We start from the raw sequence: 25,934 nt of genomic DNA on the forward strand, positions 1-25,934 counted from the left end.
GCAGCGATCAGATTCTTACCGTATGCCGCAGCATCCAATGGATCGGAATAATCTGATCGAGGGCCGCTTCGCTTCCATTCCCCCTTGATCATCAATTCCAACCAGCCGGAATCATACCGGCAAACGATTCACTCCTGGCCTCTGCGACCATGAAATACCTCCCCTCCCAGATCATCTATCTGATGCAGAACCGGCGGACCCGGCGCAATATCCGCACCCTGCTCGAATTCCTCTTCCTGCTCAGCCTGTTCATCGTGGCGTACAGCCTCCTCTTTCATGTCATCATGAACCTCGAGGGCCGTTACTACTCGATCATCACCGGCTTTTACTGGACTCTGACGGTCATGTCGACCCTGGGCTTCGGCGACATCACCTTCGAGAGCGATATCGGCAAGATCTTCTCCATCATCGTCCTCCTCTCCGGCATCGTCTTCCTGCTGATCATGCTGCCCTTCGCCTTCATCCAGTTCTTCTATGCCCCCTGGCTCGAGGCCCAGTCCAAATCACGGGCTCCCCGGCAGCTGCCGGAGAATTTCGCCAACCATGTCATCATCACCGGCTACGACCCGATCACCATCGCCCTCATCGGCCGCCTCCTTCGGTACGGGCACGACTACGTCATCCTCATCCCGGAGGTGCAGCAGGCCCTCGATCTGGTGGACCAGGGCCTGCAGGTCCTGGTGGGCGAACTGGACGACCCTGACACCTATCTCCGCGCCCGCGTCGACAAGGCGGCACTGGTGGTGGCCGTCAACAACGATATGAAAAACACCAGCATCACCTTCATCGTCCGCAGCATCTCCCCGGACGTACTGATCGCCGCCAACGCCGATCTCGACGACTCCATCGATATCCTGGAGCTGGCCGGCTGCAGCCATGTCTTCCAGTTCATGAACATGCTCGGCCAGTCCCTGGCCCGGCGCACGCTCGGCCGGCGGACGCTCGCCAATATCACCTACCGCTATGAGGACCTGGTCATCGCCGCCGCCCCGGCGATGCGCACCCGCCTGGTGGGCAGGACGATCAGAGAGATTGGCCTGCGCCAGAAACTCGGCGTCAACGTCGTCGGCCTGTGGAATCGCGGTCAATTCAGCCTGCCCGGACCGGAGACCCGCATCGAATCGAGTACCGTCCTGGTCTTCGCCGGTTCAGAGAAGCAACTGGCGGCCTATGACAGTTACGTGGAGGAGGCGCATACCATCAACGCCCCGGTCCTGATCCTCGGCGGCGGTCGGGTCGGCAAGGCGGCGGCCGCCGCCCTCAAAGAGGAAGGAATCGCCTATCGCATCATCGACAAGAACCCCCGGATCATCGAAGGCCTCGAGAACACCATCGTCGGCAGCGCCGCCGATCACGAGGTCCCGGGCCGGGCCGGCATCGCCGACGCCCCCTCGGTGTTCATCACCACCCACAGTGACGAGATGAACATCTACCTGACGATCTACTGCCGGCGGCTGCGGCCCGACATCCAGATCATCTGCCGCTCCAACCTCGACCGGAACATCAACATCCTCCACACCGCCGGCGCCGACCTGGTCATGTCCCATGCGTCGATGGCGGCCAATACCATCATCAACCTCCTCTCCCCGGCAAGGTGCTGATGCTGACCGAGGGGCTGAATATTTTCCGTCACCGGGTCCACCTCCACCTTGCCGGAAAAACCCTCATCGACAGCGGCATTCGTCAGAACACCGGTTGCAGTGTCATTGCCGTCCGGCGTCAGGGCCGCATGCTGATCAACCCCGATCCGACGGAACCGTTCCAGACCGATGACGAGATGATCATGATCGGCACCGCCGAATCGGAAAAGACCTTCACGGCGATGTACCCGGAAAAGGGTTAGAACGCCGGGACAAGTCGGCAACAGGAGCGAATTGGACATCCCGGTCTTCGTCTCATTCAATAATTTTGAATACTTATTCTTCCTTCCTATTCCTGCCATTTCAAGCAACGCTCTGTCAAAACGACAACTGCTTGTTAATATGGATGATATTAATTTTTTTCCCGGCATCGCCTTGCTTTTGTCGAATTTTTATAATAAATTAGTTTGATAATTAATCCGCTTTTTCAACCGCAGTCTACCGGATTGCCCCTGTCGCCGTAACCCAGACTGCCATACGTACATCGGCCGGGCCTGCAGCTCATTGCCAACCCGCGCATCGTCCGGCACCATAACCGGTAACGGATACCCGGCCCCCGCCGGCTATCCACTTCGACATCCGTCACACGCAACTGCCGTACCCAAACGGGCAGTCCCTGCTTCCGGTCGTCCTGCCGGCCGACAGCGCCGACCAGTCGCACCATCACCTGCAGTACCGCCATTGCGGACGTCCCGGCGCAATGGACCTGAACAATGGAGATCACTATGGAACAACCACCCCTTGTCATTCTGATGCTGAGCATCCATGGCCTCGTCCGGGGCCACGACCTGGAGCTTGGCCGCGACGCCGATACCGGCGGCCAGGTCACCTACGTCGTCGAACTGGCGCGCGCCCTCGGCCGCCATCCCGATGTCGAGCGGGTCGACCTGCTGACCCGGCTGATCGACGATCGGGAGGTCTCGCCCGACTATGCCGCAGCGGAGGAAAAGCTGGGACCGAGGGCGCGGATCGTGCGTCTGCCCTTCGGTCCGAAACGCTACCTGCGCAAGGAAGTCCTGTGGAAGCACCTCGATCACCTGGTCGACCGCTGTCTCCACTACCTGCGTTCCCAGGAGAAGCTGCCGGACATCATTCACACCCATTATGCCGATGCCGGTTATGTCGGCATGCAGCTGTCGCGACTGCTCGGCATCCCCCAGATCCATACCGGCCACTCCCTCGGCCGCGGCAAATTGCAGCGGCTGCTGGAGTCGGGGCGCAAGCAAAGCTCGCTGGAACGTCAGTTCAATTTCGCCCAGCGCCTTGCCGCCGAGGAGGAGGTGCTCAGCCACACCTCGCTGATCGTCGCCAGCACCCGCCAGGAAATTGTCAGCCAGTATGGCGATTATCTGAATTTTGACGCCAAACGGGCCAGCGTCATTCCCCCCGGCACCGACACCACACGGTTTTCGGCGCCGGGCCGGCGGCCAATCCCCGAACCGGTCTGCCGGATGGTCGACCGGTTCCTCGAAATCCCGGAAAAGCCTTGCATTCTGGCGATCTGCCGGCCGGAAACCAAGAAAAACCTGCACCGGCTGCTCACTGCCTACGGCGAGGACGCCGAGCTGCAGCAGCTCGCCAACCTGGTGATCGTCGCCGGCAACCGCGACGATCTCCGGACCATGGAACCCGCCCAGCAGCAGGTGCTGGTGGACCTGCTGCTGGCGATCGACCGCTACGACCTGTGGGGCAAGGTCGCCATGCCCAAGCACCACCGGATGGAGGACATCCCCGATCTCTACCGCCTCGCCGCCAGACGGCACGGGGTGTTCGTCAACCCGGCGCTGACCGAGCCCTTCGGCCTGACCCTGATCGAGGCCGCAGCCAGCGGTCTGCCGGTCGTCGCCACCGAGGACGGCGGTCCCAGCGACATCATCGGCAACTGCCGCAACGGCCTGCTGATCGACCCCCTCAAGCCCGAGACCATCGCCCTCGCCCTGAAGACGGCCCTGACCGACCGCAAGACTTGGAGAACCTGGGCCCGCAGCGGTATCGCCGGGGTCAAGCGGCACTATACCTGGGCCGGACATGTCGCCCAGTACCTCCATGCGGTCCGGCGGGTGCTGCGCAAGGATCGCAAGCGGTTCCGCCGCCAGCTGGCGACCCTCAGCCATGACCGCAAGTCGGCACTGCCGCTGGCCCGGCAGGCACTGATCAGCGATATCGACAACACCCTGATCGGTAACCGGGAAGGCCTGGAGCAGTTGATCGAGTGGCTGCTGGTCCGTTCGGGACGGGTCGCCTTCGGGGTCGCCACCGGCCGCAGCATGGCCGGTACGGTCCGGATGCTGCGCGACTGGCGGGTGCCGATGCCGGATGTGGTGATCACCTCGGTCGGCACCGAGATCGCCTACGGGCCGGACCTCCGTTCCGACCCCGGCTGGGCCAAACTCATCCGCCACCAGTGGCGGCGCGACGCCCTGGTCGAGGCGATGACCGCCATCCCCGGCCTGGCCCTGCAGCAGAGGGAGAACCAGCGCCCGTTCAAGATCAGCTACAATGTCAACCCGGAACTGCTGCCGCCCCTGGACCGGATCGGCGCCTATCTCCAGCGCCACAACCTGCGCGCCAACCTGGTCTACTCGCATCAGGCCTATCTCGATATCCTGCCGGTACGGGCCTCGAAGGGACAGGCCATCCGTTATCTCGCCTACAAGTGGGGCCTGCCGCTCCACTCCTTTCTCGTCGCCGGCGACTCCGGCAATGACGTCGAGATGATGCTCGGCGACACCCTCGGGGTCATCGTCGGCAATTACAGCCCCGAGATCAGGTCGCTCAAGGGGCGGCATCAGGTCTATTTCGCCTCCGCCCACCATGCGCGGGGCATTCTTGAAGGAATCGCCCATTATCAATTCGGCGATTCCTGCCATCCAACGAGGTTGCTGACGTCATGATCGAAGAACTCATCCAATTCACCAGGGAAAACCGTGACTCCGTCTATGATTTTCTGCGCCGCTGCTTCGGCTGCGACCGCCTGTTTCTGCTCCCCTCCGACCTGCGTCAGGAATTCCGGCAGATGTGCAGCGAGGCCGATCGCGATCTGTCCGACTCCTGCCTCCAGACCTTCGTCTTCCATCTCCAGGAGGGGGTCTTCAACCAGCCCTGGGCCTATTTTTCGCTGCGGGGACGGATCGCCGAGTGGCGCTTCGTGCGGATGCATATCGAACATGTGGTGCCCGAGGAGATCGACATCGGCGAATTTCTACGCTTCAAGGAGACCCAGATTCCCCACGCCAACGCCGGACATCCCGTGCTCGAGATCGATTTCGGTCCCTTCGGCCGGAACTTCCCCCGGTTGAAGGAGGCCAAAACGATCGGCCAGGGGGTGATGTTTCTCAACCGTCAGCTCTCCAGCACGCTGTTCCAAAGAGTTCACGAGGGGGAGGTGCGGCTGCTCAATTTTCTCAAGGTCCATTCCCTCGACGGCAAGCCGCTGATGATCCACGGTGATTTCAATTCGGTGACGGCCCTGCGGGATGGCCTGCACAAGGCGCTGGCACGGGTCGACAAGCTCGACGGCCGGACCCCGCTCGCCGACTTCGCCGACGTCCTGTCGCAGATGGGGTTTTCCCCCGGTTGGGGCGATTGCGCCGAACGGGTGGCCGAGACGATGAACCTCCTCCTCGACCTGTTCGAAGCGCCGTCGCCTGGCAACCTCGAGGCCTTCCTGGCCCGCATCCCGATGGTCTCGCGGCTGCTGATCGTCTCGCCACACGGCTATTTCGGACAGCACAACGTCCTCGGCCTGCCGGACACCGGCGGCCAGGTCGTCTATATCCTCGACCAGGTGCGGGCGCTGGAACACGAGATGCGGGAGCGGCTGGCCCGGCAGGGGGTCATCGTCGAACCGAAGATCCTCATCCTCACCCGCCTGATCCCGGAGGCCGGAGGCACGACCTGCGGCGAACGCCTCGAAAAGGTCAACGGCTGCAGCAACACCTGGATCCTCCGGGTGCCGTTCCACAGGGAAAACGGCGAAATCATCCGCCACTGGATCTCGCGGTTCGAGATCTGGCCCTACCTCGAAGACTTCGCCGCTCATGCCGAACGGGAGGCCCTGGCCGAGCTGGGCGGCCGGCCCGACCTGATCATCGGCAACTATTCCGACGGCAACCTGGTCGCCTCCCTGCTCAGCCAGCGGCTCGGCATCACCCAGTGCAATATCGCCCATGCCCTGGAAAAAACGAAGTATCTCCACTCCGACCTGTACTGGCAGGAGAACGACGACCAGTACCATTTTTCCTGTCAGTACACCGCCGACCTGATCGCGATGAACACCGCCGACTTCATCATCACCAGCACCTACCAGGAGATCGTCGGCACCGAGGACTCGATCGGCCAGTACGAGAGCTACCGTTCCTTCACCATGCCCGGGCTGTTCCGGGTGATCGACGGCATCAACCTCTTCGATCCGAAATTCAACATCGTCTCGCCGGGCGCCAACGCCGGGGTCTATTTCCCCTACAGCGAGGAGGAGCGGCGCTTGCGTTCGCTCCATCCGGAGATCGAGGAGCTGCTGTTCGGCGGCCCCCGCCCCTGCTCCCGCGGCGTCCTGGTGAAGCGGGACAGACCGGTGATCTTCTCGATGGCCCGCCTCGACCGGATCAAGAACCTCACCGGCCTGGTCGACTGGTACGGCCGCTCGGAGCGGCTGCGGGCCATCGCCAACCTGGTGGTGATCGGCGGCTACCTGACCGTCGAGGAATCGCGCGACCACGAAGAGCAGGAACAGATCCGGCTCATGCACGAACTGGTCGACCGGCACCGACTCGATGGTCAGATCCGCTGGCTCGGGATGCATCTGGAAAAAAACCTGTCCGGCGAGATATACCGCTACATCGCCGACTTGGGGGGGATTTTCGTCCAGCCGGCGCTGTTCGAGGCCTTCGGCCTGACGATCATCGAGGCGATGGCCTCGGGGCTGCCGACCTTTGCCACCCGGTACGGCGGGCCGCTGGAGATCATCCGCGACAACGTCTCCGGTTTCCATATCGATCCCAACGACGGCGATTCCTGTGCCGCCCGGATCGCCGATTTCCTCGAGGCCTGCGGCGCTGATCCGCAGGAGTGGCGACGGCTGTCGAACGGGGCGCTGGCCCGGGTCAGGACCCATTACACCTGGAAGCAGTATGCGGAGCGGATGATGACCCTGGCCCGGATCTACGGATTCTGGAAATATATGAGCAATCTGGAGAGAGAAGAGACCGGCCGCTATCTCCACATGTTCTACCAGCTGCAGTACCGCCCGCTCGCCGAGGCAGTGCGCCGGGGAGCGATCCACGAATGAAACCGGGAATACCGGAGATCGAGAGTATCCGAGTTCCTGCAGTCTCAGCGTTTCGGCGCCAGGACCATGCTCGACTGCAGGGTCTGCTGCGAGGCGACGCAGAAGATCGTCCCGGATCCGCCCAGGCTGTAATCGAAGGCGAATTTCTGGTTGGTGAACAGATCGACACAGATATCGACGGCATCGCCGTCGTAGAGGGTGCCCCGATGCTGCCGGACTTCGTCCAGGGCGGCATCGATGCCCAACGCCGGACGGTATGGCCGAAACGAGCTCTTGGCCTCGACCACGTCGGCCACCGCCAGGATCCGGGCTTCGAGCAGGATATCGTCGCCCTTGAGCCCGAGGGGATAGCCGGAGCCGTCGAGACGCTCGTGGTGCTGGAAGACCATAAGCGCCACCGGCCAGGGAAACGGGATATTTTTCAGGATCTCGAAGCTGATCTGGGGGTGGATCTTGATGACGTCGTACTCGGCGTCGAGCAGCTGTCCGGCCCGGCTCAGGATTGACACCGGGATGCGGATCTTGCCGACATCATGGAGGATGCCGGCGATGCGGATCCCTTCGATGATATGCGCCGACAACCCCATCTTCTCGGCGATCGAGCAGGCCAGCAGGGCCACCCGCTGCTGGTGGCCGGCGGTGTACGGGTCGCGGATCTCGACCATCTGGGCCATGCTGCAGATGCTGCCGTTGAGCATCTCCTGGAGCTCGGCGGTCTTTTCCTCCACCTTCTGCTCGAGGATGGCGTTCTGGGCCCGCAGCTGGGCCTTCATCTCCTCGAGGGTGATATGCGTCTGGATCCGGGCCTTGACCTCGGCGACATGAAAGGGCTTGGTGATATAATCGACCGCCCCCACCTCGAAACCCTTGGTCTTGTTGATGGTATCCTGCATCGCGGTGAGGAAGATGACCGGGATGGAACTGGTCTCCGGGTTGGCCTTGAGCCGCGAACAGACCTCGTAGCCGTCCATCTCCGGCATCATGATATCGAGCAGGATGAGGGCGGGGCGGAACTTGTCGACATACTCGAGGGCGGCGATTCCTTTCTTGGCAATTCCCAGTCGATAGTCATCCTTGAGGCTGCCGACCAGCAGGTCGATATTGGTGGCATTGTCGTCGACAATGAGGACGAGGGGCCGTTCCGTCGCTGTCATCTCATTCCCTCTGATCGCTGCATCTGCTGCAGGGTTGATCTGGCTTGATCGTAATCGTAGCGGTTGATCTGGCGCTCGAGGGTCGACAGCAGCTCCGGCTGCGGCAGGGTCCCGGCCGCAGTAAGCCGGCGGATTCTGTGCAGGGCCTGGATGATCGCCTCGGGGTCGGCGCGATCGATCGCCGCCTCCATGTCACGAAAGATCTGACCCGTATCCTCGCCGGGTTCGGGCGGCGGCTCCGGTGCCGCCCCGCCGGCCTCTTCCGTCGCCAGCGAGCGCAGGGAGCCGAGCACCTGCTCAAGGGAATCGAGCAGCTCCCGTACCATCCCGTCAAAGTCAGGTGACCGGACGGAGGAATCGAGCCGTTTCCGGCATTCTTCCTCGACCCGGGCCGCTGCGGTCTGCAGTCCGACTGCGCCGATATTGCCGGCACTGCCCTTGAGACTGTGGGCGAGGCGGAGCAGGTCGCCGGTCCGCCCATCCGCTGCCGCCTGCTCGATCTCCCGGCGGGTAGAACTGTTGTCATTATAGAAACCGAGAAGGATGGTCTTGAAGGTGCGGCGGTCAAGCCCCGAGTTCGCCAGCGCCGCCTGGACATCGATGCCGGGCAGGTCGAGCGGCGGTCCTTCGTCTTTGGCAGGGGCCGCGGCGGTTGCCGCCCCGCCGTCGTCTGCCGCCTCGGCCCCGGCAACGGCATCGGCATTCCGCACCGTCTCCACCACCCGCTGGTGCCCTCGCAGCAGATGCGAGAGGGTCGCAAACAGCCGTTCCTGGTTGATCGGTTTGGCGATGTAGCCGTCCATCCCGGCCTCAAGACACTTCTCCTCATCGCCCTTCATCGCATGGGCGGTCATCGCGATAATCGGCAGTTTGGCACAGCCGGGAATTTCCCTGATCAACCGGGTCGCCTCGTAGCCGTTCATCCTCGGCATCTGGATATCCATCAGCACCCCGTCGAAACTCTTGTCCTGCACCGCCTGCACCGCCAGTTCGCCATTGTCGACGACGGTGACATCGATTTCCGCCTTTTCGAGGATCGCCGTCGCCACCAACTGGTTGGTCAGGTTGTCCTCCACCAGGAGCAGCTTGATTCCCCGCAACTGCTTGCTGTACAGGGTGGAGCGGGTGGTGAAGTCATGCCGCGACCCTTCGCTCCGCACCCCGCCTTTGCCGAAGGCGTCCATGATCGCATCGAACAGGGTCGACTGGAAGATCGGCTTGGTCAGAAAGCCGTTGGTCCCCGCCCGTTCGGCATCTTCACGGTGCAGGTCCTTGGCGAAGGCGGTCATGATAATGATCGGCAGATCGAGGCGCAGCTCGCCCCGGATCCGCTTCGCCGTCTCGATGCCGTCGAGATCCGGCATCTGCCAGTCCATCATGATCAGGTCGACCGGCTGCTGTTTCATCCGGAACGAGGACAGCCGCTTCAACGCCTCGACGCCCGACGGCAGCGTCTCGACCTTAAAGCCGAGGGACTGAAGGATCTTGCTCATGATCATCCGGCTGTCGGCAAGGTCATCGACCACCAGGACATTGAGACCATGGATGTCCGGAGGCAGGATGTATTTGGCGGCGGGCAGGTTGCCGGCCCGGCCGAGCTGGACGGTGAAAAAGAAATTGCTGCCCTTGCCGAGGATACTCTCGACACCGATGGTTCCCTTCATCATCGTCACGAACTTGCTGCAGATGCTGAGTCCGAGCCCGGTTCCCTCGTACTTCCGCGTCGACGAGGTATCGCCCTGGGTGAAAGGCTGGAAGATCGTCGACATATAGCTGGCCGGAATCCCCATGCCGGTATCCTTGACCGAAAAGGAGAGTCGTACCTTGTCAGGGGGAAGATCGCTCTGCGTTGAGGACGCATCCTGGGCGCTGACCAGGATGCTACCGCCGGACGGGGTGAACTTGATGGCGTTGCTGACCAGGTTGGTGAGGATCTGCTGCAGACGCAGGGAATCGCCGAGCAGCAGGCGGGGGGTATCCCGGTCGATGTCGACGAGCAGTTCGAGGCCCTTCTCGCCCGCCTGATGGACGAAGACATCCATGACCCGGTCAAAGACCTCATCGAGCCGGAAGATCCGGTCCTTCAATTCCATCTGGCCGGCCTCGATCTTCGAAAAATCGAGGATGTCGTTGATGATGCCGAGGAGGGAATAGGCGGAATTCTGGACGATATGGAGATAGTTCTCGATGGCCTTCGGCACCTGTTCGCTCAGCGCCAGATCGACGGCGGCGATGATGCCGTTCATCGGGGTGCGGATCTCATGGCTCATATTGGCGAGGAATTCGCTCTTGGCCCGCGTCGCCGCCTCGGCCAGCTCCTTGGACCTCTGCAGTTCCTCGTCCAGCTGCCGATGCTGCTCGATCTCCTCCATCAGGGTGACGTGCGAGGCCTTGAGCCGGCGGTTGAGCCGCAGGATCAGCGCCATCAGGGCCAGGGACAGGACAAAGAGAATGCCGAGCGGTATGATCCAGGCGGCATAGGCCCGTAGTACCGCCCCGACGGTGATCCGGTCGAGGTCCTTGTACGGGCCGAGACGGAGGAACTTGAGCAGGTCGTGGACCGGTTGATAATTGAGGGGGATGGTCCAGCCGGCGCATCCCGCCGCCACCGCCGCCGGTGTGTGGGCCTCCATCTGCAGCAGGGCGATGGCGACCTTCTCCGCCAGTTCGTCGGGTGTCTGCCTGACCTTGGCCATCGGCCAATCGGGATATTCCCGCGTCGTCACCAGATAGGGGGATTCGTCATGCTGGCGGCGCAGGGGCGGGAAGACATAGACTTCATCGAGCGATATCTTGCCCTCGGCCGCCATCTGTTCGAGGGTGTTGGTCCGCACCGTCCCGGCGTCGGCCCTGCCGGCCAGTACCGCCTCGACCACCTCGTCGTGGGTCTCGCCGAACCGGAGGGCCCGGAAATCCCTGTAGGGGTCGATGCCGTTTTCAAGCAGTTCCCGCCACGTCATCTGCCAGCCGCCCAGCGACGATTCGGCGACCGCCATGAAGACCTTGCCGCTCAGGTCGATGAGCCGGCGGATATCGGTGCGATCGCGGCGGCAGAAGATGACGCTGCCGTACTTGGAATAGACGCGGCCGAGACGCATCTCCTTCAGCGTCGCGATCCGGTTGGCGCCGTACAGGTATTCGAGCTCGACATAGGAAGACGAGTTGGTGAGGATGAAATCGACCTCCCCTTTTTCCACCGTCGAATTGATCCGGGTGTGCTCCAGCGGGACAATGACAAAGCGATGGCCGGGGATCCGCTTGCTCAGGTAGTCGGCTGTCGGCGTCCAACTCTTCAGGCATTGCTCCTTGCCCCTGATGGCCAGGACGCCGATCTTGAACTGGTCCTCGGTGGCGGCGGCGCCGGCCTCCGGCCGAAACGAGACCAGCAGGCAGGCCAGGACCAGCGCGGCGCGCCACCACTGCCCGAAGAAGCGGATCTCCCCCTGTCTGCCATCAGGCATCGCCATCTCCCGGAAACACGTGGTGAATGAGTACCGGAGCCATCGCCTCCTGCGTCGAGGCGAACCAAGGCCCGCGGATGAAATCGAGCAGCGCCGTGCATACAGCAGCAGCGTCTCTGGCCATGAATACCTGCCGGACGGCTATCCGAAATTCAGGGTGAAAGGTTGCTTCCATCGCCCGGCCTCCATCCCGCAGGAGGAAAATGCCTCCATAATACGGAAGGATACCATTTCCTCCGCAACCCAGCAAATTAAGGTAATGCATCGCCCCCTTCCCGGCAACAGATTTCACCCTCTCCCGACTTGCCGGCAGGCTGCCGCTCGGGTAGATTGGAGGTCAGGCAGATTTCCGGTCTTTCCGGTCCTCATTCACTTTGCCCCCATCCCATGGACGCCAACCACTTCCGCAACTCCCGGTCAATGATCATCTGCCGGTCCCTGCTCCTGCTCACCGTGCTGGTCACCGGCCTGGCCCGGCCGGGCGGCGCCGCACCACTGAGCGCCCCCGTCACCGTGTCCTTCCTCGATGCCGGCGGGGAGGACGCGCTGCTGCTCCGCCAGGCCGGCCGCTGTGCCATGCTGGTCGATGCCGGTCCGCCGGGCAGCGGCAGCCGGATCGGGGTGGCGCTGGAACGCCGCGGTGTCGAACGCCTCGATCGGCTGATCATCTCCCACCCGCACCACGACCACTTCGGCGGGGTGCTGACCCTGCCCGCCGCCCTGGCGATCGCGATGGTGCACGACAATGGCGGCGACAACGGCGGCGAACCGCACTTTGCCGCCTACCGCCGCTGGCGGCGGCAATTCCCTTATCAGCCGCTTGCGACCGGAGGCAAATGGCAATGCGGGGAGATCGAGGTGACCGTACTCGCCGCCGATGCGACGCAATCACGGCCGGAAGAGATCAATGACAGCTCGCTGGTCCTCGCCGTGACCATCGGTCCGGTGCGGCTGCTCCTGCCCGGCGATATCGAGGCCGGCGGACGTCGGACACTGGCCGCCCGCCCCGGGGCGCTCCGGGCCGATATCGTCAAGGTTCCCCATCACGCCAAGGATCCCGGCCATCTCGGGCCTTGGCTCGACGCCGTCCGGCCGGGACTCGCGGTCATCAGCACCGGCAGGGGCGCAGCGGTGGATCCCGCCGCCCTGGAACTGGTGCGGGCCAGGAGCGGCGAAGTGTGGCGCACCGATCTCCAGGGTGATCTGGAACTCAGGATCGATGCCCGGGGATGGCACCATGTCGGGCAATAGGACGGCGCAGTACCTGGCCCTCGCCTATGTGCTGCTCATCTACGGAACCTCGGGATGGATGCGCAACCTCTCAACCCTGGCGCGGCAGATCGCCGGGGACCACCTCAGCCTGGTGATGACGACCGGTCTGGTCCTGATCCTGGCCGTAATCCTCGCATATATTAACCGGTATCATCGTCCCCGTGCCATCCTGCCCTATATCCCGGTGCTCGGCGGCTATGGCGTAGCCCTGTTGTGGATGACGATCCCGGAGGAACGTTTTCATCTCCTCCAGTACGGCGTTCTCAGCCTCCTCTGCAGCAAGGCCCTGCCGGATTCCATCCACGGGGTCCGCCGGCACCTGCTGGCGTTCATCCTGGTCTGCCTGGCCGGCACCGGCGATGAACTGATCCAGTGGCTCCGCCCCAACCGGGTCGGCGATCTCCGGGATATCGCCATCAACGCGATAGCCGCCCTGCTCGCCCAGTCCCTGATCGCCATCACCGCCAGAACCGAGGCCACCGGGAGGCCGGCCATTACCGGATCATAACCGTGAAGGCAGTCGGCACGGCGAGGACAGCCGGTGCCGGATGGCCGGAAATTCCCCTGGACAACCTGCAGCTATCGACCGCTCCTCAGATATCCGTCCGGACGTTGACCAGGCCGAGCCGCTCGAGGAGATGAAAGAGGAGGGAAAGGACCATGCCGACCACGGTCGCCAGGGCCATGCCCTTCAGCTGGACATTGCCGATATTGACCGCCGCCCCGCTGATCCCGACGATCAGGACGATGGCCGTCAGGGTGAGGTTGATCGGTCGGGAGTAGTCGACCTTCGCCTCCACCAGCATCCGGATCCCCGAGGCGGCGATGACCCCGAAGAGGAGGATCGAGATGCCGCCCATGACCGGGGTCGGGATGGACTGGATGACCGCCGACAGCTTGCCGATAAAGGCGAGGACAATCGAGATGATCGCCGCCCCGCCGATGACCCAGACCGAATAGACCCGGGTGATCGCCATGACCCCGATGTTCTCGCCGTAGGTCGTGGTCGGCACCGAACCGCAGAGGCCGGACAGCACCGTCGACACGCCGTCGCCCATCAGCGAGCGGTGGAGCCCCGGATCACGGGTCAACTCCCGGCCGACGATATTGCCGGTCACCACCAGGTGGCCGATATGTTCGGAGATCACCACCAGCGAGGCCGGGATGATGATCAGGATCATGTTGAGATCGAACCTCGGGCTATGGAAGGTCGGCATGGCGAGGATCGCGGCGGTCCTCACCCCGTCGAAACTGACCATCCCCATGCACACCGCCACCGCATAGCCGACGGCGATACCGATCAGCACCGGGATGACCGCCATGAACCCCCGGAACAGCAGGGAACCGAAGGCGACGGTGAGCAGGGTCATGACGGAGACGATAATCGCCTCGACATTGTAGCTTCCCTTGGCATCCGGTGTAATGCCGGCCATCCCGGTCGCCACCCCGGCCAGTTCGAGCCCGATGAGCATGACGATGGGACCCATCGTCGCCGGCGGCAGGACGAAACCGATCCAGGCCGAGCCGAATTTCCAGATGATCAGGGCGACGGTGATGAAGATGCAGCCGGAGGCGATGAACCCGCCGAGGGCATAGGAGTAGTTGCCGGCCCACAGTTCCTGGTTGGCCCCGAGAACAACGAAGACCGGCGACAGGAAGGCGAAGCTCGAACCGAGGAAGGCCGGGGCCTTGCCCTGGCACAGGACCAGGTAGATCAGGGTGCCGATGCCGTTCATCAGGAGGACGACGGAGGGGTCGATCTTGAACAGGGTCGGCACCAGCACCGATGCCCCGAACATGGCGAAAAGGTGTTGCAAACTCAGGGGAATCCCCTGCAGCAGCGGTACCTTTTCGTTCACCTGTATGGTCTTTTGCATCATTGAAATCTTTCCTTGTTCTGCTGGTTTCTCGTTCGTCGCCGCCGAGGACAATTTGTCCGCTATTCTACCGGGAAGACGAGGGAAAAAAGGAACAGGACATCACGCATCGCGCCAATATTCCCCCGGTCGATAACGACCCACTCCCGTACCATATCGAGCCCCGGCGGGCAACATAATGTTCAATCTGCCGCCGCCAACCCCTGGCTCCCCTGTCGATCGCAGGCGGAAATCCCCGGCGGCAGGGGACGGGATTTCTCGCTATCGCTCGAAATGACAGACTGGGGAACTTGAATGACAGACGATGGGAAACTCGACAAACAACAGCGCCTCCTCCATTTTTTTGTCCACAACCAGTCTCGTTATCTTGCAGGAAGCCGAGGCGATTAAAAAAAAATTGACAGATCGATGGTGATTGGGTAGATGAGGACTGAACATTCACTCCGCATGATACTATCCTCCAGAGACCCCGACGATATGAACAAGGAAATACCCGACAAACGATCGGCCATCCTCAAGGCCGCCATGGAGCTGATCGCCGAAAACGGCTTCCACGGCGCGCCGACGGCAATGATCGCGGCACGGGCCGGGGTCGGCACCGGCACCATCTACCGCTATTTCGCCGACAAGGACGTCCTTATCCGGGAAGTACACCGGGAACTTGAGGAACGGATGAACCTGATCTTGATGGTCCAGGATACGGCTGGTCGTTCGCTCAAGGAGCGGTTCAATCGTTTCTTCATCGGCATGATGCGCTTCCTGCTGGACAACCCGCTGGAGTTCAAGTTCCTCGAACAGTTCTACTATTCTCCTTATGGCGTCGCCATGCGGCGGGACAAGATCTTCAACCAGAGATCCAGCGAGCAGCGGTGCGACACGGTGAAGCATCTGTTCGAGCAGGGCGTCGCCGATGGCGTGATCAAGGACCTGCCGCTCGCCATCCTCTTCGCCCTGTTCTTCGGCACGCTGGTGTCCGTCGCCCGTGACCATACCCTCGAGTTCGTCGAGCTGAACGAAGATTTGATCCGCAGGACGGCGGAGGCCAGCTGGGATGCCATCAAACGATAGGGCATCGGCGGGCAGCCGCGCCAAACACAATATTTACAGGCGATCACAGACCGGTCCGACCTCGAGACCCCAATTTGTCTCTCCGCCGGAACTGATCACCTTCAACCTTCAAGGATGGGAATCATGAGTACGCAAAAGATACACGCACCTTTCATCGCCCTTGCCCTGGCTGCCGCCATGCTGCTCGGCGCCTGCCGGGGCGGTGACAAGCAGGCCGGCCCCCCGCCCGGTGGCCCGGCTGAGGTTGGGGTGGTCACCCTCGCCCCGCAGAGCGTCAACTTGAGCATGGAGCTGCCCGGCCGCACCGCCGCCTATCGTATCGCCGAGGTGCGGCCCCAGGTGAGCGGCATCATTCTCAAACGCCATTTCGAGGAGGGCAGCGAGGTCAAGGCCGGCCAACTGCTCTACAAGATCGACCCGGCCGTCTACAAGGCCGCCTACGACTCCGCCTGCGCCGCCCTGGCCCGGGCCGAGGCCTCGGAGAATTCGGCCCGGCTCAAGGCCGAGCGCTACCGCAAGCTGGTGGAGCGCAAGGCGGTCAGCGACCAGGACCAGGTCGAGACCGAGGCCGCCTGGAAGCAGACCGTAGCCGAGATCGCCGCGGCCAAAGCGGCGGTGGACAGCGCCCACATCAACCTCGCCTACACCGACGTCAAGGCCCCTATCTCCGGCCGCATCGGCATGTCCCAGGTAACCGAGGGCGCGCTCGTCACCGCCCAGCAGCCCACGGCCCTGGCCACCATCCAGCAGCTCGACCCGATGTATATCGACGTCAGCCAGTCGAGCGTGGAGGTGCTGCGCCTGAAGAAGGAGGTCGAATCCGGCCAGATGCAGGTGGACACCGAGGGCAAGGCCCGGGTGAGCGTGCTCCTCGAGGATGGCTCGGTCTATGCCCATCCCGGCAAGCTCGAATTCGCCGACGTCACCGTCGCCGTGTCCACCGGCACGGTCACCCTGCGGGTGCTGGCCGCCAACCCGGACCATGTGCTCCTGCCCGGCATGTTCGTCCGCGCCCGACTCGAGCGCGGTCAGCGGCCCGACGCCATCCTCGCTCCGCAGGTGGCCGTCACCCGCGACATGAAGGGCATCGCCCAGGCCCTGGTGGTGAACAAGGAATCCGTGGTCGAATTGCGCCAACTCGTCACCGGCCAGATGATCGGCGAGGGCATCGTCATCGAGTCCGGTCTGCAGGCCGGCGACCGGGTGATCGTCGCCGGCCGGCAGAAGGTGCGGCCAGGTGCCCGGGTCAAGGCGGTCGAGGCCAAGTCCGCCCCCGCGCCGGCCGGAAACGACCGGCCCGCAACCCAGGAAAAGGCGGAGTAACCCATGGCACGCTATTTCATCGACCGGCCCATCTTCGCGTGGGTCATCGCCATCGTCATCATGCTCGCCGGCGCGCTTGCCGTCCTCAATCTGCCGGTGTCCCAGTACCCGGAGATCGCCCCGCCCTCGGTGCGCGTCACCACCAAGTACACCGGCGCCTCGGCCGCGACCATCGAGAACTCGGTCACCCAGATCATCGAGCAGAACATGACCGGTCTGGACAACTTCCTCTACATGAAGTCCGAGAGTTCCTCCACCGGCAACGTCACCATCACCCTGTTCTTCGAGACCGGCACCGACCCGGACATCGCCCAGGTGCAGGTGCAGAACAAGCTGCAGCAGGCGCTCAAACTGCTGCCCGACGCGGTGCAGAAGGAAGGCGTGCAGGTGGCCAAGTCCAACTCGACCTTCCTCATGATCGTCAGCCTGATCTCCTCCGACCCGACCATGAAGAACTACGACCTGGCCGACTTCATGATCAACACCCTGCGCGACCCGCTCAGCCGGACCACCGGCGTGGGCTCGATCGAGGTGTTCGGCGGCCAGTACTCGATGCGCATCTGGCTCGACCCGAGCAAGCTGAACAGCTTCCAGCTGACCCCGTCCGACGTGGCGAACGCCATCCGCGCCCAGAACAACCAGGTGGCGGTGGGCGAGCTGGGCGGCTCTCCCTCGGTCCCCGGCCAGCAGCTGAGCTACTCGATGATGGCCCAGACCATGATGAGTTCGCCCGAGCAGTTTGGCCGCATCATGCTTCGGGTGCTCCCGGACGGCTCCCAGGTGCGGCTCAAGGACGTGGCCCGGGTGGAGATCGGCGCCGAGAACTACCTCACCCGGACCACCTTCAACGGCCAGGCCTCTTCGGGCATGGCCATCATGCTCGCCACCGGCGCCAACGCCCTCGCCACCTCGGATGCAGTGAAGGCCAAGATCGATGAGCTGAAGCCCTACTTCCCGCCGGGCGTGGAGGTGGTCTTCCCCTACGACACCACCACCTTCATCCGCATCTCCATCAAGGAGGTGGTCAAGACCCTGTTCGAGGCGATCATCCTCGTCTTCCTGGTCATGTATCTGTTCCTGCAGAACTTCCGGGCCACGCTCATCCCCACCATCGCCGTGCCCGTGGTCCTCCTGGGCACCTTCGCGATCATGGCCGTGTTCGGCTTCTCGATCAACACCCTGACCATGTTCGGCCTGGTGCTGGCCATCGGTCTGTTGGTCGACGATGCCATCGTCGTGGTCGAAAACGTCGAGCGGATCATGGCCGAGGAGGGACTGTCGCCGCTCGAGGCCACCCGCAAGTCCATGGACCAGATCACCGGCGCGCTCATCGGCATCGCCCTGGTGCTCTCCGCGGTATTCGTGCCCATGGCCTTCTTCGGCGGCTCCACCGGCGCCATCTACCGCCAGTTCTCGCTGACCATCGTCTCGGCCATGCTGCTCTCGGTGCTGGTCGCCCTGATCCTCACCCCGGCGCTGTGCGCCACCCTGCTCAAGCCGGTGCAGAAGGGGCACAGCCTCCAGAAGCGCGGCTTTTTCGGCTGGTTCAACCGCACCTTCGAGCGCAGCGCCGACACCTACCGCACCTGCGTCGGCTACGTGCTCAAGCGCACCGGCCGCTTCGGCCTCCTTTACCTGCTGATGCTCATCGCGGTCGGCTGGTTCTTCGTCAAGCTGCCCACCAGCTTCATCCCCGAGGAGGACCAGGGCGTGTTCCCCACCCTGGTGCAGCTGCCCGCCGGCGCCACCCTGGAGCGCACCCAGGAGGTGCTGGACAAGGTGCGCACCCACTACCTGGAAGCGGAGAAGGAGAACGTCAATGCCGTATTCACCGTGGCCGGCTACAGCTTCGCCGGCATGGGCCAGAACATGGGCATGGCCTTCGTCAATCTCAAACACTGGGACGAGCGCACCCGGCCCGACCAGGAGGTCAAGGCGATCATCGGCCGGGCCATGGGCGCCTTCTCGCAGATCAAGGAGGCCATGGTCTTCCCCTTCAACATCCCGCCGATCCCGGCGTTGGGCACCTCCACCGGCTTCGACTTCTTCCTCCAGGACCGCTCCGGTCTGGGCCATGAGAAGCTCATCGAGGCCCGCAACCAACTGCTCGGCATGGCGGCGCAGAATCAGACCCTGACCCGGGTGCGGCCCAACGGCATGGACGACGCGCCCGAGTACAATATCGACGTTGACTACGAAAAGGCCATGGCGCTGGGTGTGACCGTCAGCGACATCAACACCACCCTGGGCACGGCCTGGGGCTCCATGTACGTCAACGACTTCCTCAACCAGGAACGGGTGAAGAAGGTCTACCTCCAGGCGGACGCGCCCTACCGCATGAACCCGGATGACCTGGGCCTCTGGTACGTGCGCAACGAACGGGGCGAAATGGTGCCCTTCTCCTCGTTCGCCAGCGGCTACTGGAGCTACGGTTCGCCCCGGCTGGAGCGCTACAACGGCAACCCGGCGATCAACATCGTCGGCGAGGCCGCGCCCGGCCTGTCCAGCGGTGACGCCATGCAGACCATCGGCGAGCTGGTGGCCAAGCTGCCCGCCGGCTTCGGCTACGAGTGGACCGGCGCCTCCTTCCAGGAGTTGCAGGCCGGTACCCAGGCGCCGTTCCTGTACGCCATCTCCATCCTGGTGGTGCTCCTCTGCCTCGCGGCCCTGTACGAGAGCTGGTCGGTGCCGTTTTCGGTCATCCTCGCCGTGCCCATCGGTGTGCTCGGAGCGCTGGCTGCCGTCTACACCCGCGGCCTGACCAACGACGTCTACTTCCAGGTCGGCCTGCTGACCACGATCGGCCTGTCGGCCAAGAACGCCATCCTCATCGTCGAGTTCGCCAAGCGACGCTACGACAAGGGGCGCGACGTGGTGGACAGCGCCCTGCGCGCCGCCCGACTGCGTCTGCGGCCGATCCTGATGACCTCCATGGCATTCATGCTCGGCGTGCTGCCGCTCGCGATCAGCTCCGGCGCCGGCGCCAATAGCCGTCACGCCATCGGCACCGGCGTCCTCGGCGGCATGACCCTGGCCACAGTGCTGGCCATTCTCTTCATCCCGCTCTTTTTCGTGGTGGTGCTGCGTATCTTCAAACCCCGGCGGCCCGAGGCGGACACCACCCCCGTCGCCGAACAGGAGTGATGCCATGAAAACCGACAAACCTACCACTCTTGCCGCGGCTCTGCTGCTCGCACTCGCCCTGGGCGGCTGCTCTTTCGCCCCCGGGTTCACCCGGCCGATGGCGCCGGTCGCCGCGGTCCTGCCCGGCGAGGCCGTGGCCGACCAGGCCGCGGTGCTGGCTGCGGACCTCGGCTGGCGGGATTTCTTTGCCGACCCGCGGCTGCAGGCGATCATCGAGATGGCCCTGGCCAACAACCGCGATCTGCGCGAGACCGCTCTCAACGTCGAGGCCTTCCAGGCCCAGTACCGTATCCAGCGCTCGACCCTGTTCCCCACGGTGGACGGCGGCGCCGGCTACGTCAAGCAGCGGACCCTGGGTTCCGGCGGCCATGCCACCAGCGAGGCCTATTCGGCCTCGGTGGGCGTCACCGTCTGGGAGATCGATTTCTTCGGCCGTATCCGCAACCTCCGCGACCAGGCCCTGGAAGAGTACCTGGCCATGGAGGAGAACCGCCGCTCAGCGCATATCAGCCTGGTGGCCGAGGTGGCCCGCGCCTACCTCACCTGGCTCGCCGACCGGCAGCTGCTGGCCATCACCGAGGACACCGCGGCCAACGAGCAGGCCTCCTACGACCTGATCAAGCAGCGTTTCGAGGGGGGCGTGGCCACCCGGATCGACCTCGCCCAGGCCCAGACCAGCCTGCAGACGGCCCGCGCCAACCAGGCCCAGTACCGCCGCCTGCTGGAGCAGGACGAGAACCTGCTGACCCTGCTGGCCGGCGGGCCGCTGCCCGATGACCTGCCGCCCTCGACCGACCTGGCCGCGCAGGCCCTGCTCGGGCCGGTGCCGACCGGCCTGCGCTCCGACCTGCTCCTCCAGCGGCCGGACATCATGGCCGCCGAGCATACCTTGCGCGGGGCCAACGCCAGCATCGGCGCGGCCCGGGCCGCCTTCTTCCCGGCCATCAGCCTGACCGCCGACGCCGGTGTGATCAGCGCCGAGGCTTCGAATCTGTTCGACGGCGACACCGGCTCCTGGCTGTTCGCGCCGTCCCTCCGCCTGCCCATCTTCACCGGCGGCCGACTGTCGGCCCAGCTCGACCTGGCCGAGGTGCGCAAGGAGATCGCCGTCACCCGCTACGAGCAGGCCATCCAGACCGCCTTCCGCGAGACCGCGGACGTGCTCGCCGGTATCCGCACCTTCGGCGATCAGCTGCAGGCCGAGGAACTGGGGCTGCAGGCCAATCAGACCTACTATGCGCTCGCCCGGGAACGCTACGACCAGGGCGTGGACAGCTATCTGGTGGTGCTCGACGCTCAGCGTTCGCTCTACCGGGCCCGCCAAAGCGTGGTCGTCATTCGGCTGGCCAAGCTGATGAACCGGGTCAACCTCTACAAGGTCCTCGGCGGCGGCTGGAAGGCGGAAAGCTGACCGGGGGTCCGATGGTTTCGAGGCAAAAAGCAAAGGCCGACATCCCTGCCGGGGATGTCGGCCTTTTACCGTTCAACGGTTCACCAGGTGATGGGGCAAGTTCGCCCTTTCACCGTCAGCCTATTTGAAGGTCAGATTGAAGATCCCCTCGTGGTAGAGGTGGTTGATCTGGGAATTGTCGAAAATCGCCATGCCGAAGGGGTAGCTCTTGCTCTTGTCGGTGAACTGGACATCCTGGGTGTCGACATTCTCCCCTTCCGTCTTCAGCGACCGCATGACCTCCGCCGTCCACACCCCGTTCTCGTAATGGTTGCGGGCCAGGATATCGGCCCGACCGCCGATCAGCGGCGAAATCTCGATGCCGGGGATGATGGCGCCTTCCTTTAAGGTATCGACAAACGCTGTTTTCTTGTCCGGCACCACATAGTACTGCTCATCGGCGGTCGGATTGTTGTTCATGAAGGCCGGACCGGTCTTGTCGGCATTGGCGTTGTCCTTGTAGCCGCCGCCCTCGGGGGCGGTGTCGTTGCGCCGGCCCCAGCCCTCGTTGACCTTGGGATCGGTAGTGTTGTCGACATACTGGTCATCGAACATTCCCATCGGCATGGTGCGGACAAACTTGGCATGCCACATGTCGATGGTCTCAGCGGCCGAGGCGGTATATTTGCGGCCTGGCGACGTGTCGCCCGGCTCATCGAGATGGCAGGCGATCATGCAGCCATCGGTCTCGAAGCCCTTGGTGCTGATGTTCCAGAACATCGCCAGCTTGTCTTCGTAATAGGTATTGTCGTGGCCGGTGCTGTCCTTGTTGGCCAGTTTCTTCCAGGAGCCATCAGCCTGCTTGACCCACGGGAACCGGGCCAGGCTCTTGGTCGGATCCTTATAGCTGATCAGAAAATAGACGTTCTGATCGTCATAGAGCGACTTGATCGTCACCTCGGTGCTTTTCATCCCCGGATAGCCGTTGCTCGGCTCATAGGGCAGCTGATCAAGCGTTATCTTCAGCGGTGCGGCGGCATCCCAGGCCTTATCGGCCTTCCCGTCCAGTACCACCGGCGAGCCGGTTTTGCTGCTGGTCAACGTATTGTCAGCGGCATAGGCCGAGGTTCCTAAAGCGACCACACCGGCCATTGCCAGTATTCCGATCCTGTTCATACTGTCCTCCCTTGTTGGTGGTTTGTCCGTCATGGACGTAGAACACTTCCCATGATGGGACTATAGGGAACGGCCATCAACGATTCCAGATAATGATTACTACTGACAACCGGTGACTTGTGAACAGTACTTCACAACCGGAACGTACAAGGCTGAATTACGATGCAATTCTTTTTGACAGCAGGTGCAGGCAATCGATGATTTTTTCACCCTGAGGCGTCAGACGGTAGGTCTTTTCCCGATTCCGACCGATTAGATTGTTAGTCTTGAGATTTTCGAGGTGGAAATTGACCTTGGTGTGGTCACTGATCCCGAGGGCGCGGGTAATATCCATGAACCGCATTTCACCGTTGGCCGACAAGGCGGTGAGGATCTGTCTCCTGATCGGGTTGGACAGGCAGGTCAGGGCCTCGTCCATGCACGGTTCGGTGGCCTGCTGTTCGAATTTCAGGATCTTCAGGACCCGCCGCACCGCCATCAGCAGGTCGTCACGTTTGAAGGGCTTGCTGAGATAATCGTCCGCCCCGCCGCGCATCGCCGCCACCGCGTTGTCAACGGTGGAGAAGGCGGTGATCATGATGATTTTGGTGGCCGGATGATCTTTTTTCAGCAACGGCAGCAGGGCCATTCCCCCCATCCCCGGCATCATGTTGTCGACCAGGACCAGGCGGGGGGTCACATCCTCGAGAGCCTGCAGGGCGGCCTCCGCCGTCGCGCAGGCGGTGACCGTATAGCCGTTATCCTCGAGAATCTCGACAATGCTCTCGCGCAGGTCCTGGTCGTCATCGATCACCATGATGGTTTCAGTTTTCATCGGCCACTCCCGGGAATGAAACGGTTACTTGCGTTCCTTTCTCCTTGCTGCTTTTCAATTCGATATCGCCCCCGTGCTGTTTGACTATATTATGACACACCGAAAGCCCCAGGCCTGTGCCCTTGCCGATTTCCCTGGTGGTGAAAAACGGATCGAACACCTTGCCCAGTTGCTCCTGGTCGATACCATGACCGGTGTCGGCGACACGACGACAACCCGATTTCCTGCACACGAGGTCGTGACCTCGATCCGGTTCCCCTCGCCGCAGGCATCGAGGCTGTTCATCAACAGGTTGACGAACACCTCCTCGAGTTTCCATGGAATTCCCATAACGGCAGGGACATCTCGCAGATTGAGGTGGACGATCGAGGACAGCTGCTGATGCTGAAGCAGATTGAGGGCACTGGTCAGGACCTGGTTGATACTGATCGGTTCGAGGGCCGCTTCCTTCTCCCTGGAGAAATGCAGCAGTTCCCTGGCGATCCGCGACGCCCGGTCGATGTTGCGCTCGATGGCCGCTATTTTCCGGCCGACTCGGCCATCATCGCCCACCAGGTCCTTGAGCATTTCGATGTTGAGCGAGATATTGGTCAGCGGGTGTTGATCTCGTGGGCGATCCCCGCCGCCAGGATACCCATCGAGGTCAGTTTCTCCGACTGGGAAAACCGCTGCAACTGCTCCCGGATCAACTCCCGCTGCTCGATGTTGAACAGCGACAGGGCTGTGATGGTGAAAAACATGATGAAAAAGGCGCACAGACCCCTGAACAGGATGATCTTGACGCCGACGATCGGGACCAGGACGTCGGAGGGCACCAGACCGGCGACGACCGCATATCCGATCATGCAGCCGCCGGCGAGGATGAAATTGGTCGCGGTGCTGTGGGAAAAGGTCCGCACTGTCCGGGAGTAGCAGACCAGCCCGATTCCCGACAACAGGGCGCCGGGAAAGGCCACCAGGATTCTGGTGTTGGTGTCCCTGCCGCTGTCGAGATCGAGATAGGCGGCGAAGAGGAGTATCGACAGGGCCAGGATCCCGACCAGTGCCTTGACGAGAGGCGGGGTTTTCGACAGGGCCTGATCGCCGCGGAGAGTGATGATATTGAGGAACAGCCCGAAGTACAGCAGCGGCAGAAACGAGAGACTGACGACCGCAAGACGGATTGCTTTGAAATTGCTGTCGCCGATGGCCGGAAAGAGCAGTTCCAGCAATTCCAGCCACTCATGGAAACCATGGATGATGCCGAATACCGCCAGCAATCGGATGATTTTGGCGATCCCCAGCTCGCTCAAACGGATATCCCGGGAGAAAATCGCCACTCCCAGGGTGAAGAATGTCAGACCGTAGAGCAGATGGAGAATAAAACCCCAGGCCATGGCATCTCCGGTTGAATCAGGGTACCCCCCTCCTTACCGAGCGGGAAAGGATTATCGGATCAGGCGGAACTCGGCCGGAATCGCCGGCATCGCCCCGGGCCGGCCGCAGACCCAGGCGGCGAGACGATTGGCCCGGTCATTGATCTCGGTCAGCGGCAGGCCGAGCAGCATTCCCACCGTCACCATGGCGGTGAAGCTGTCGCCGGCGCCGATGGTGTCGACCAGGCTGACGGCAATCCCCGGGTGATCGGAAATTTCCGACGCACTCACCAGCAGGCTGCCCTGCCCGCCCCTGGTGAGGATGGCCAGCCGCAGGCCGAATCGCTGCCGCAGTTGCCCGAGTTGATTCGACGCGTCGCCGGTCAATTGCAAAAATCCGGCCAGCACCGGCAGCTCATCGTCGTTCAGTTTGACGATATCGGACCGTTCGAGGGAGGTCCGCACGATCTCCGGCGAATAGAAGTGCTGGCGGAGGTTGACATCGAAGACCTTGACAGCGGAAGGCGGCAGGTGGCGAAGAAAATCATCGATAACCCGCCGTGAATCGGCGGACCGCTGGCACAGGGTGCCGAAACAGACCGCCGCCGCCGTGGTCGCGGCGGCCCGGGCCGTATCGTTGATCTCCAGGTGATCCCAGGCGACATCGTCGGGAAAGGGATAGGTCGCGACGCCCCGATCGTCCAGGGTTGCCTCGACATATCCGGTGGGGTAGCGATCGGTGACGGTGATGGCGGCCGTCGACAGCCCTTTGGCCTCCAGTTCCCGGAGGGCCCGTTCGCCGCGCTCGTCCATCCCGACCGTCGACACCGGCAGGCCGACGGCACCGAGGGCGGCGGCATGGTAGCTGAAATTGGCCGGCGCCCCGCCCAGCTGTTCACCGCCGGGCAGGACATCCCAGAGCAGTTCTCCCAGGCCTATGAGCAATTGCCGGTCCATGCGCACCTCCCGTGTG

21 protein-coding genes are annotated in these 25,934 nt (G+C 63.0%); 10 read left to right on the forward strand and 11 right to left on the reverse strand.

The window, feature by feature from the left end; genetic code table 11:
- The first annotated feature begins 149 nt into the window (after nucleotides 1-149).
- Both ACWGKN_RS14915 and ACWGKN_RS14920 read left to right on the forward strand, forming a co-directional pair.
- Nucleotides 150-1,601 carry a potassium channel family protein gene (locus ACWGKN_RS14915; RefSeq protein ID WP_424254901.1) on the forward strand — a complete coding sequence of 484 codons (1,452 nt, stop codon included), beginning with the start codon at nucleotides 150-152 and terminating at the stop codon, nucleotides 1,599-1,601.
- Nucleotides 1,601-1,843 (forward strand): cation:proton antiporter regulatory subunit, encoded by a 243-nt coding sequence (locus ACWGKN_RS14920; protein ID WP_424254899.1) that lies wholly within the window; start codon nucleotides 1,601-1,603, stop codon nucleotides 1,841-1,843. Before ACWGKN_RS14915 ends, ACWGKN_RS14920 begins: the two co-directional genes overlap by 1 nt.
- 224 nt (nucleotides 1,844-2,067) lie before the next feature.
- Here ACWGKN_RS14920 and ACWGKN_RS14925 read toward each other — a convergent pair whose 3' ends face one another.
- The gene (locus ACWGKN_RS14925; protein ID WP_452095554.1) at nucleotides 2,068-2,322 is read right to left on the reverse strand and encodes a hypothetical protein; all 255 of its coding nucleotides are present in this window, start codon (nucleotides 2,320-2,322) and stop codon (nucleotides 2,068-2,070) included.
- Nucleotides 2,323-2,365: 43 nt separating this feature from the next.
- Here ACWGKN_RS14925 and ACWGKN_RS14930 point away from each other — a divergent pair, with 43 nt between their 5' ends.
- Together ACWGKN_RS14930 and ACWGKN_RS14935 are read left to right on the forward strand one after the other, a co-directional pair.
- On the forward strand, nucleotides 2,366-4,534 hold the full coding sequence (locus tag ACWGKN_RS14930; protein ID WP_424254895.1) for an HAD-IIB family hydrolase: 2,169 nt from the start codon (nucleotides 2,366-2,368) through the stop codon (nucleotides 4,532-4,534).
- Nucleotides 4,531-6,927, forward strand: a complete 2,397-nt coding sequence (locus ACWGKN_RS14935) for a sucrose synthase (RefSeq protein WP_035227475.1) — start codon at nucleotides 4,531-4,533, stop codon at nucleotides 6,925-6,927. Before ACWGKN_RS14930 ends, ACWGKN_RS14935 begins: the two co-directional genes overlap by 4 nt.
- Nucleotides 6,928-6,971: 44 nt before the next feature.
- On the opposite strand, the gene ACWGKN_RS14940 is transcribed toward ACWGKN_RS14935, so the two are convergent.
- The 3 genes from ACWGKN_RS14940 to ACWGKN_RS14950 are packed head-to-tail and all read right to left on the reverse strand — an operon-like array spanning nucleotide 6,972 to nucleotide 11,717.
- Nucleotides 6,972-8,081, reverse strand: a complete 1,110-nt coding sequence (locus ACWGKN_RS14940; protein WP_424254893.1) for a response regulator — start codon at nucleotides 8,079-8,081, stop codon at nucleotides 6,972-6,974.
- A complete protein-coding gene (locus tag ACWGKN_RS14945; RefSeq protein WP_052159735.1) occupies nucleotides 8,078-11,542 on the reverse strand; it encodes a response regulator in 3,465 nt (1,154 codons plus the stop codon). The genes ACWGKN_RS14940 and ACWGKN_RS14945 overlap by 4 nt, the downstream gene beginning before the upstream one ends.
- Complete coding sequence (locus tag ACWGKN_RS14950; protein WP_424254890.1) at nucleotides 11,535-11,717, reverse strand: hypothetical protein; 183 nt, start codon at nucleotides 11,715-11,717, stop codon at nucleotides 11,535-11,537. Before ACWGKN_RS14950 ends, ACWGKN_RS14945 begins: the two co-directional genes overlap by 8 nt.
- Before the next feature lie 212 nt (nucleotides 11,718-11,929).
- Here ACWGKN_RS14950 and ACWGKN_RS14955 point away from each other — a divergent pair, with 212 nt between their 5' ends.
- On the forward strand, nucleotides 11,930-12,793 hold the full coding sequence (locus ACWGKN_RS14955) for a ComEC/Rec2 family competence protein (RefSeq protein ID WP_424254888.1): 864 nt from the start codon (nucleotides 11,930-11,932) through the stop codon (nucleotides 12,791-12,793).
- Complete coding sequence (locus ACWGKN_RS14960; RefSeq protein ID WP_424254886.1) at nucleotides 12,780-13,322, forward strand: VanZ family protein; 543 nt, start codon at nucleotides 12,780-12,782, stop codon at nucleotides 13,320-13,322. Before ACWGKN_RS14955 ends, ACWGKN_RS14960 begins: the two co-directional genes overlap by 14 nt.
- 85 nt (nucleotides 13,323-13,407) lie before the next feature.
- On the opposite strand, the gene uraA is transcribed toward ACWGKN_RS14960, so the two are convergent.
- On the reverse strand, nucleotides 13,408-14,694 hold the full coding sequence (gene uraA, locus ACWGKN_RS14965; protein ID WP_035227467.1) for a uracil permease: 1,287 nt from the start codon (nucleotides 14,692-14,694) through the stop codon (nucleotides 13,408-13,410).
- Between the two features lie 474 nt (nucleotides 14,695-15,168).
- On the opposite strand from uraA, the gene ACWGKN_RS14970 reads away from it, so the two are divergent.
- From ACWGKN_RS14970 to ACWGKN_RS14985, 4 genes are all read left to right on the forward strand, one after another.
- Nucleotides 15,169-15,759 (forward strand): TetR/AcrR family transcriptional regulator, encoded by a 591-nt coding sequence (locus tag ACWGKN_RS14970; protein ID WP_035227465.1) that lies wholly within the window; start codon nucleotides 15,169-15,171, stop codon nucleotides 15,757-15,759.
- Nucleotides 15,760-15,882: 123 nt separating this feature from the next.
- Nucleotides 15,883-17,082: an efflux RND transporter periplasmic adaptor subunit gene (locus ACWGKN_RS14975; protein WP_035227462.1), complete on the forward strand. Its 1,200-nt coding sequence runs from the start codon at nucleotides 15,883-15,885 to the stop codon at nucleotides 17,080-17,082.
- Nucleotides 17,083-17,085: 3 nt separating this feature from the next.
- Nucleotides 17,086-20,226: an efflux RND transporter permease subunit gene (locus ACWGKN_RS14980; protein ID WP_424254884.1), complete on the forward strand. Its 3,141-nt coding sequence runs from the start codon at nucleotides 17,086-17,088 to the stop codon at nucleotides 20,224-20,226.
- A gap of 4 nt (nucleotides 20,227-20,230) precedes the next feature.
- Nucleotides 20,231-21,637, forward strand: a complete 1,407-nt coding sequence (locus tag ACWGKN_RS14985; RefSeq protein WP_052159734.1) for an efflux transporter outer membrane subunit — start codon at nucleotides 20,231-20,233, stop codon at nucleotides 21,635-21,637.
- A gap of 120 nt (nucleotides 21,638-21,757) precedes the next feature.
- On the opposite strand, the gene ACWGKN_RS14990 is transcribed toward ACWGKN_RS14985, so the two are convergent.
- From ACWGKN_RS14990 to ACWGKN_RS15015, 6 genes are all read right to left on the reverse strand, one after another.
- A complete protein-coding gene (locus ACWGKN_RS14990) occupies nucleotides 21,758-22,792 on the reverse strand; it encodes an ethylbenzene dehydrogenase-related protein (RefSeq protein ID WP_035227459.1) in 1,035 nt (344 codons plus the stop codon).
- A 157-nt stretch (nucleotides 22,793-22,949) separates the two neighbouring features.
- Nucleotides 22,950-23,606 (reverse strand): ArsR/SmtB family transcription factor, encoded by a 657-nt coding sequence (locus ACWGKN_RS14995; RefSeq protein WP_424254881.1) that lies wholly within the window; start codon nucleotides 23,604-23,606, stop codon nucleotides 22,950-22,952.
- Nucleotides 23,596-23,766 (reverse strand): ATP-binding protein, encoded by a 171-nt coding sequence (locus ACWGKN_RS15000; RefSeq protein ID WP_424254879.1) that lies wholly within the window; start codon nucleotides 23,764-23,766, stop codon nucleotides 23,596-23,598. Before ACWGKN_RS15000 ends, ACWGKN_RS14995 begins: the two co-directional genes overlap by 11 nt.
- Complete coding sequence (locus ACWGKN_RS15005; protein ID WP_424254877.1) at nucleotides 23,691-24,173, reverse strand: sensor histidine kinase; 483 nt, start codon at nucleotides 24,171-24,173, stop codon at nucleotides 23,691-23,693. Before ACWGKN_RS15005 ends, ACWGKN_RS15000 begins: the two co-directional genes overlap by 76 nt.
- Nucleotides 24,174-24,196: 23 nt before the next feature.
- A complete protein-coding gene (locus tag ACWGKN_RS15010; protein ID WP_424254875.1) occupies nucleotides 24,197-24,982 on the reverse strand; it encodes a hypothetical protein in 786 nt (261 codons plus the stop codon).
- Nucleotides 24,983-25,033: 51 nt separating this feature from the next.
- Nucleotides 25,034-25,918 carry a PfkB family carbohydrate kinase gene (locus ACWGKN_RS15015; protein WP_035227450.1) on the reverse strand — a complete coding sequence of 295 codons (885 nt, stop codon included), beginning with the start codon at nucleotides 25,916-25,918 and terminating at the stop codon, nucleotides 25,034-25,036.
- Nucleotides 25,919-25,934 lie beyond the last annotated feature (16 nt).

The organism is Desulfoprunum sp. (assembly GCF_053613775.1).

Bases quoted from the DNA above. Each gene is read 5' to 3' on its own strand.
- ACWGKN_RS14915 (WP_424254901.1), top strand. From the start codon at position 150: ATGAAATACCTCCCCTCCCAGATCATCTATCTGATGCAGAACCGGCGG.
- ACWGKN_RS14920 (WP_424254899.1), top strand. From the start codon at position 1,601: ATGCTGACCGAGGGGCTGAATATTTTCCGTCACCGGGTCCACCTCCAC.
- ACWGKN_RS14925 (WP_452095554.1), bottom strand. From the start codon at position 2,322: ATGGCGGTACTGCAGGTGATGGTGCGACTGGTCGGCGCTGTCGGCCGG.
- ACWGKN_RS14930 (WP_424254895.1), top strand. From the start codon at position 2,366: ATGGAACAACCACCCCTTGTCATTCTGATGCTGAGCATCCATGGCCTC.
- ACWGKN_RS14935 (WP_035227475.1), top strand. From the start codon at position 4,531: ATGATCGAAGAACTCATCCAATTCACCAGGGAAAACCGTGACTCCGTC.
- ACWGKN_RS14940 (WP_424254893.1), bottom strand. From the start codon at position 8,081: ATGACAGCGACGGAACGGCCCCTCGTCCTCATTGTCGACGACAATGCC.
- ACWGKN_RS14945 (WP_052159735.1), bottom strand. From the start codon at position 11,542: ATGCCTGATGGCAGACAGGGGGAGATCCGCTTCTTCGGGCAGTGGTGG.
- ACWGKN_RS14950 (WP_424254890.1), bottom strand. From the start codon at position 11,717: ATGGAAGCAACCTTTCACCCTGAATTTCGGATAGCCGTCCGGCAGGTA.
- ACWGKN_RS14955 (WP_424254888.1), top strand. From the start codon at position 11,930: ATGGACGCCAACCACTTCCGCAACTCCCGGTCAATGATCATCTGCCGG.
- ACWGKN_RS14960 (WP_424254886.1), top strand. From the start codon at position 12,780: ATGTCGGGCAATAGGACGGCGCAGTACCTGGCCCTCGCCTATGTGCTG.
- uraA (WP_035227467.1), bottom strand. From the start codon at position 14,694: ATGATGCAAAAGACCATACAGGTGAACGAAAAGGTACCGCTGCTGCAG.
- ACWGKN_RS14970 (WP_035227465.1), top strand. From the start codon at position 15,169: ATGAACAAGGAAATACCCGACAAACGATCGGCCATCCTCAAGGCCGCC.
- ACWGKN_RS14975 (WP_035227462.1), top strand. From the start codon at position 15,883: ATGAGTACGCAAAAGATACACGCACCTTTCATCGCCCTTGCCCTGGCT.
- ACWGKN_RS14980 (WP_424254884.1), top strand. From the start codon at position 17,086: ATGGCACGCTATTTCATCGACCGGCCCATCTTCGCGTGGGTCATCGCC.
- ACWGKN_RS14985 (WP_052159734.1), top strand. From the start codon at position 20,231: ATGAAAACCGACAAACCTACCACTCTTGCCGCGGCTCTGCTGCTCGCA.
- ACWGKN_RS14990 (WP_035227459.1), bottom strand. From the start codon at position 22,792: ATGAACAGGATCGGAATACTGGCAATGGCCGGTGTGGTCGCTTTAGGA.
- ACWGKN_RS14995 (WP_424254881.1), bottom strand. From the start codon at position 23,606: ATGAAAACTGAAACCATCATGGTGATCGATGACGACCAGGACCTGCGC.
- ACWGKN_RS15005 (WP_424254877.1), bottom strand. From the start codon at position 24,173: ATGCTCAAGGACCTGGTGGGCGATGATGGCCGAGTCGGCCGGAAAATA.
- ACWGKN_RS15010 (WP_424254875.1), bottom strand. From the start codon at position 24,982: ATGGCCTGGGGTTTTATTCTCCATCTGCTCTACGGTCTGACATTCTTC.
- ACWGKN_RS15015 (WP_035227450.1), bottom strand. From the start codon at position 25,918: ATGGACCGGCAATTGCTCATAGGCCTGGGAGAACTGCTCTGGGATGTC.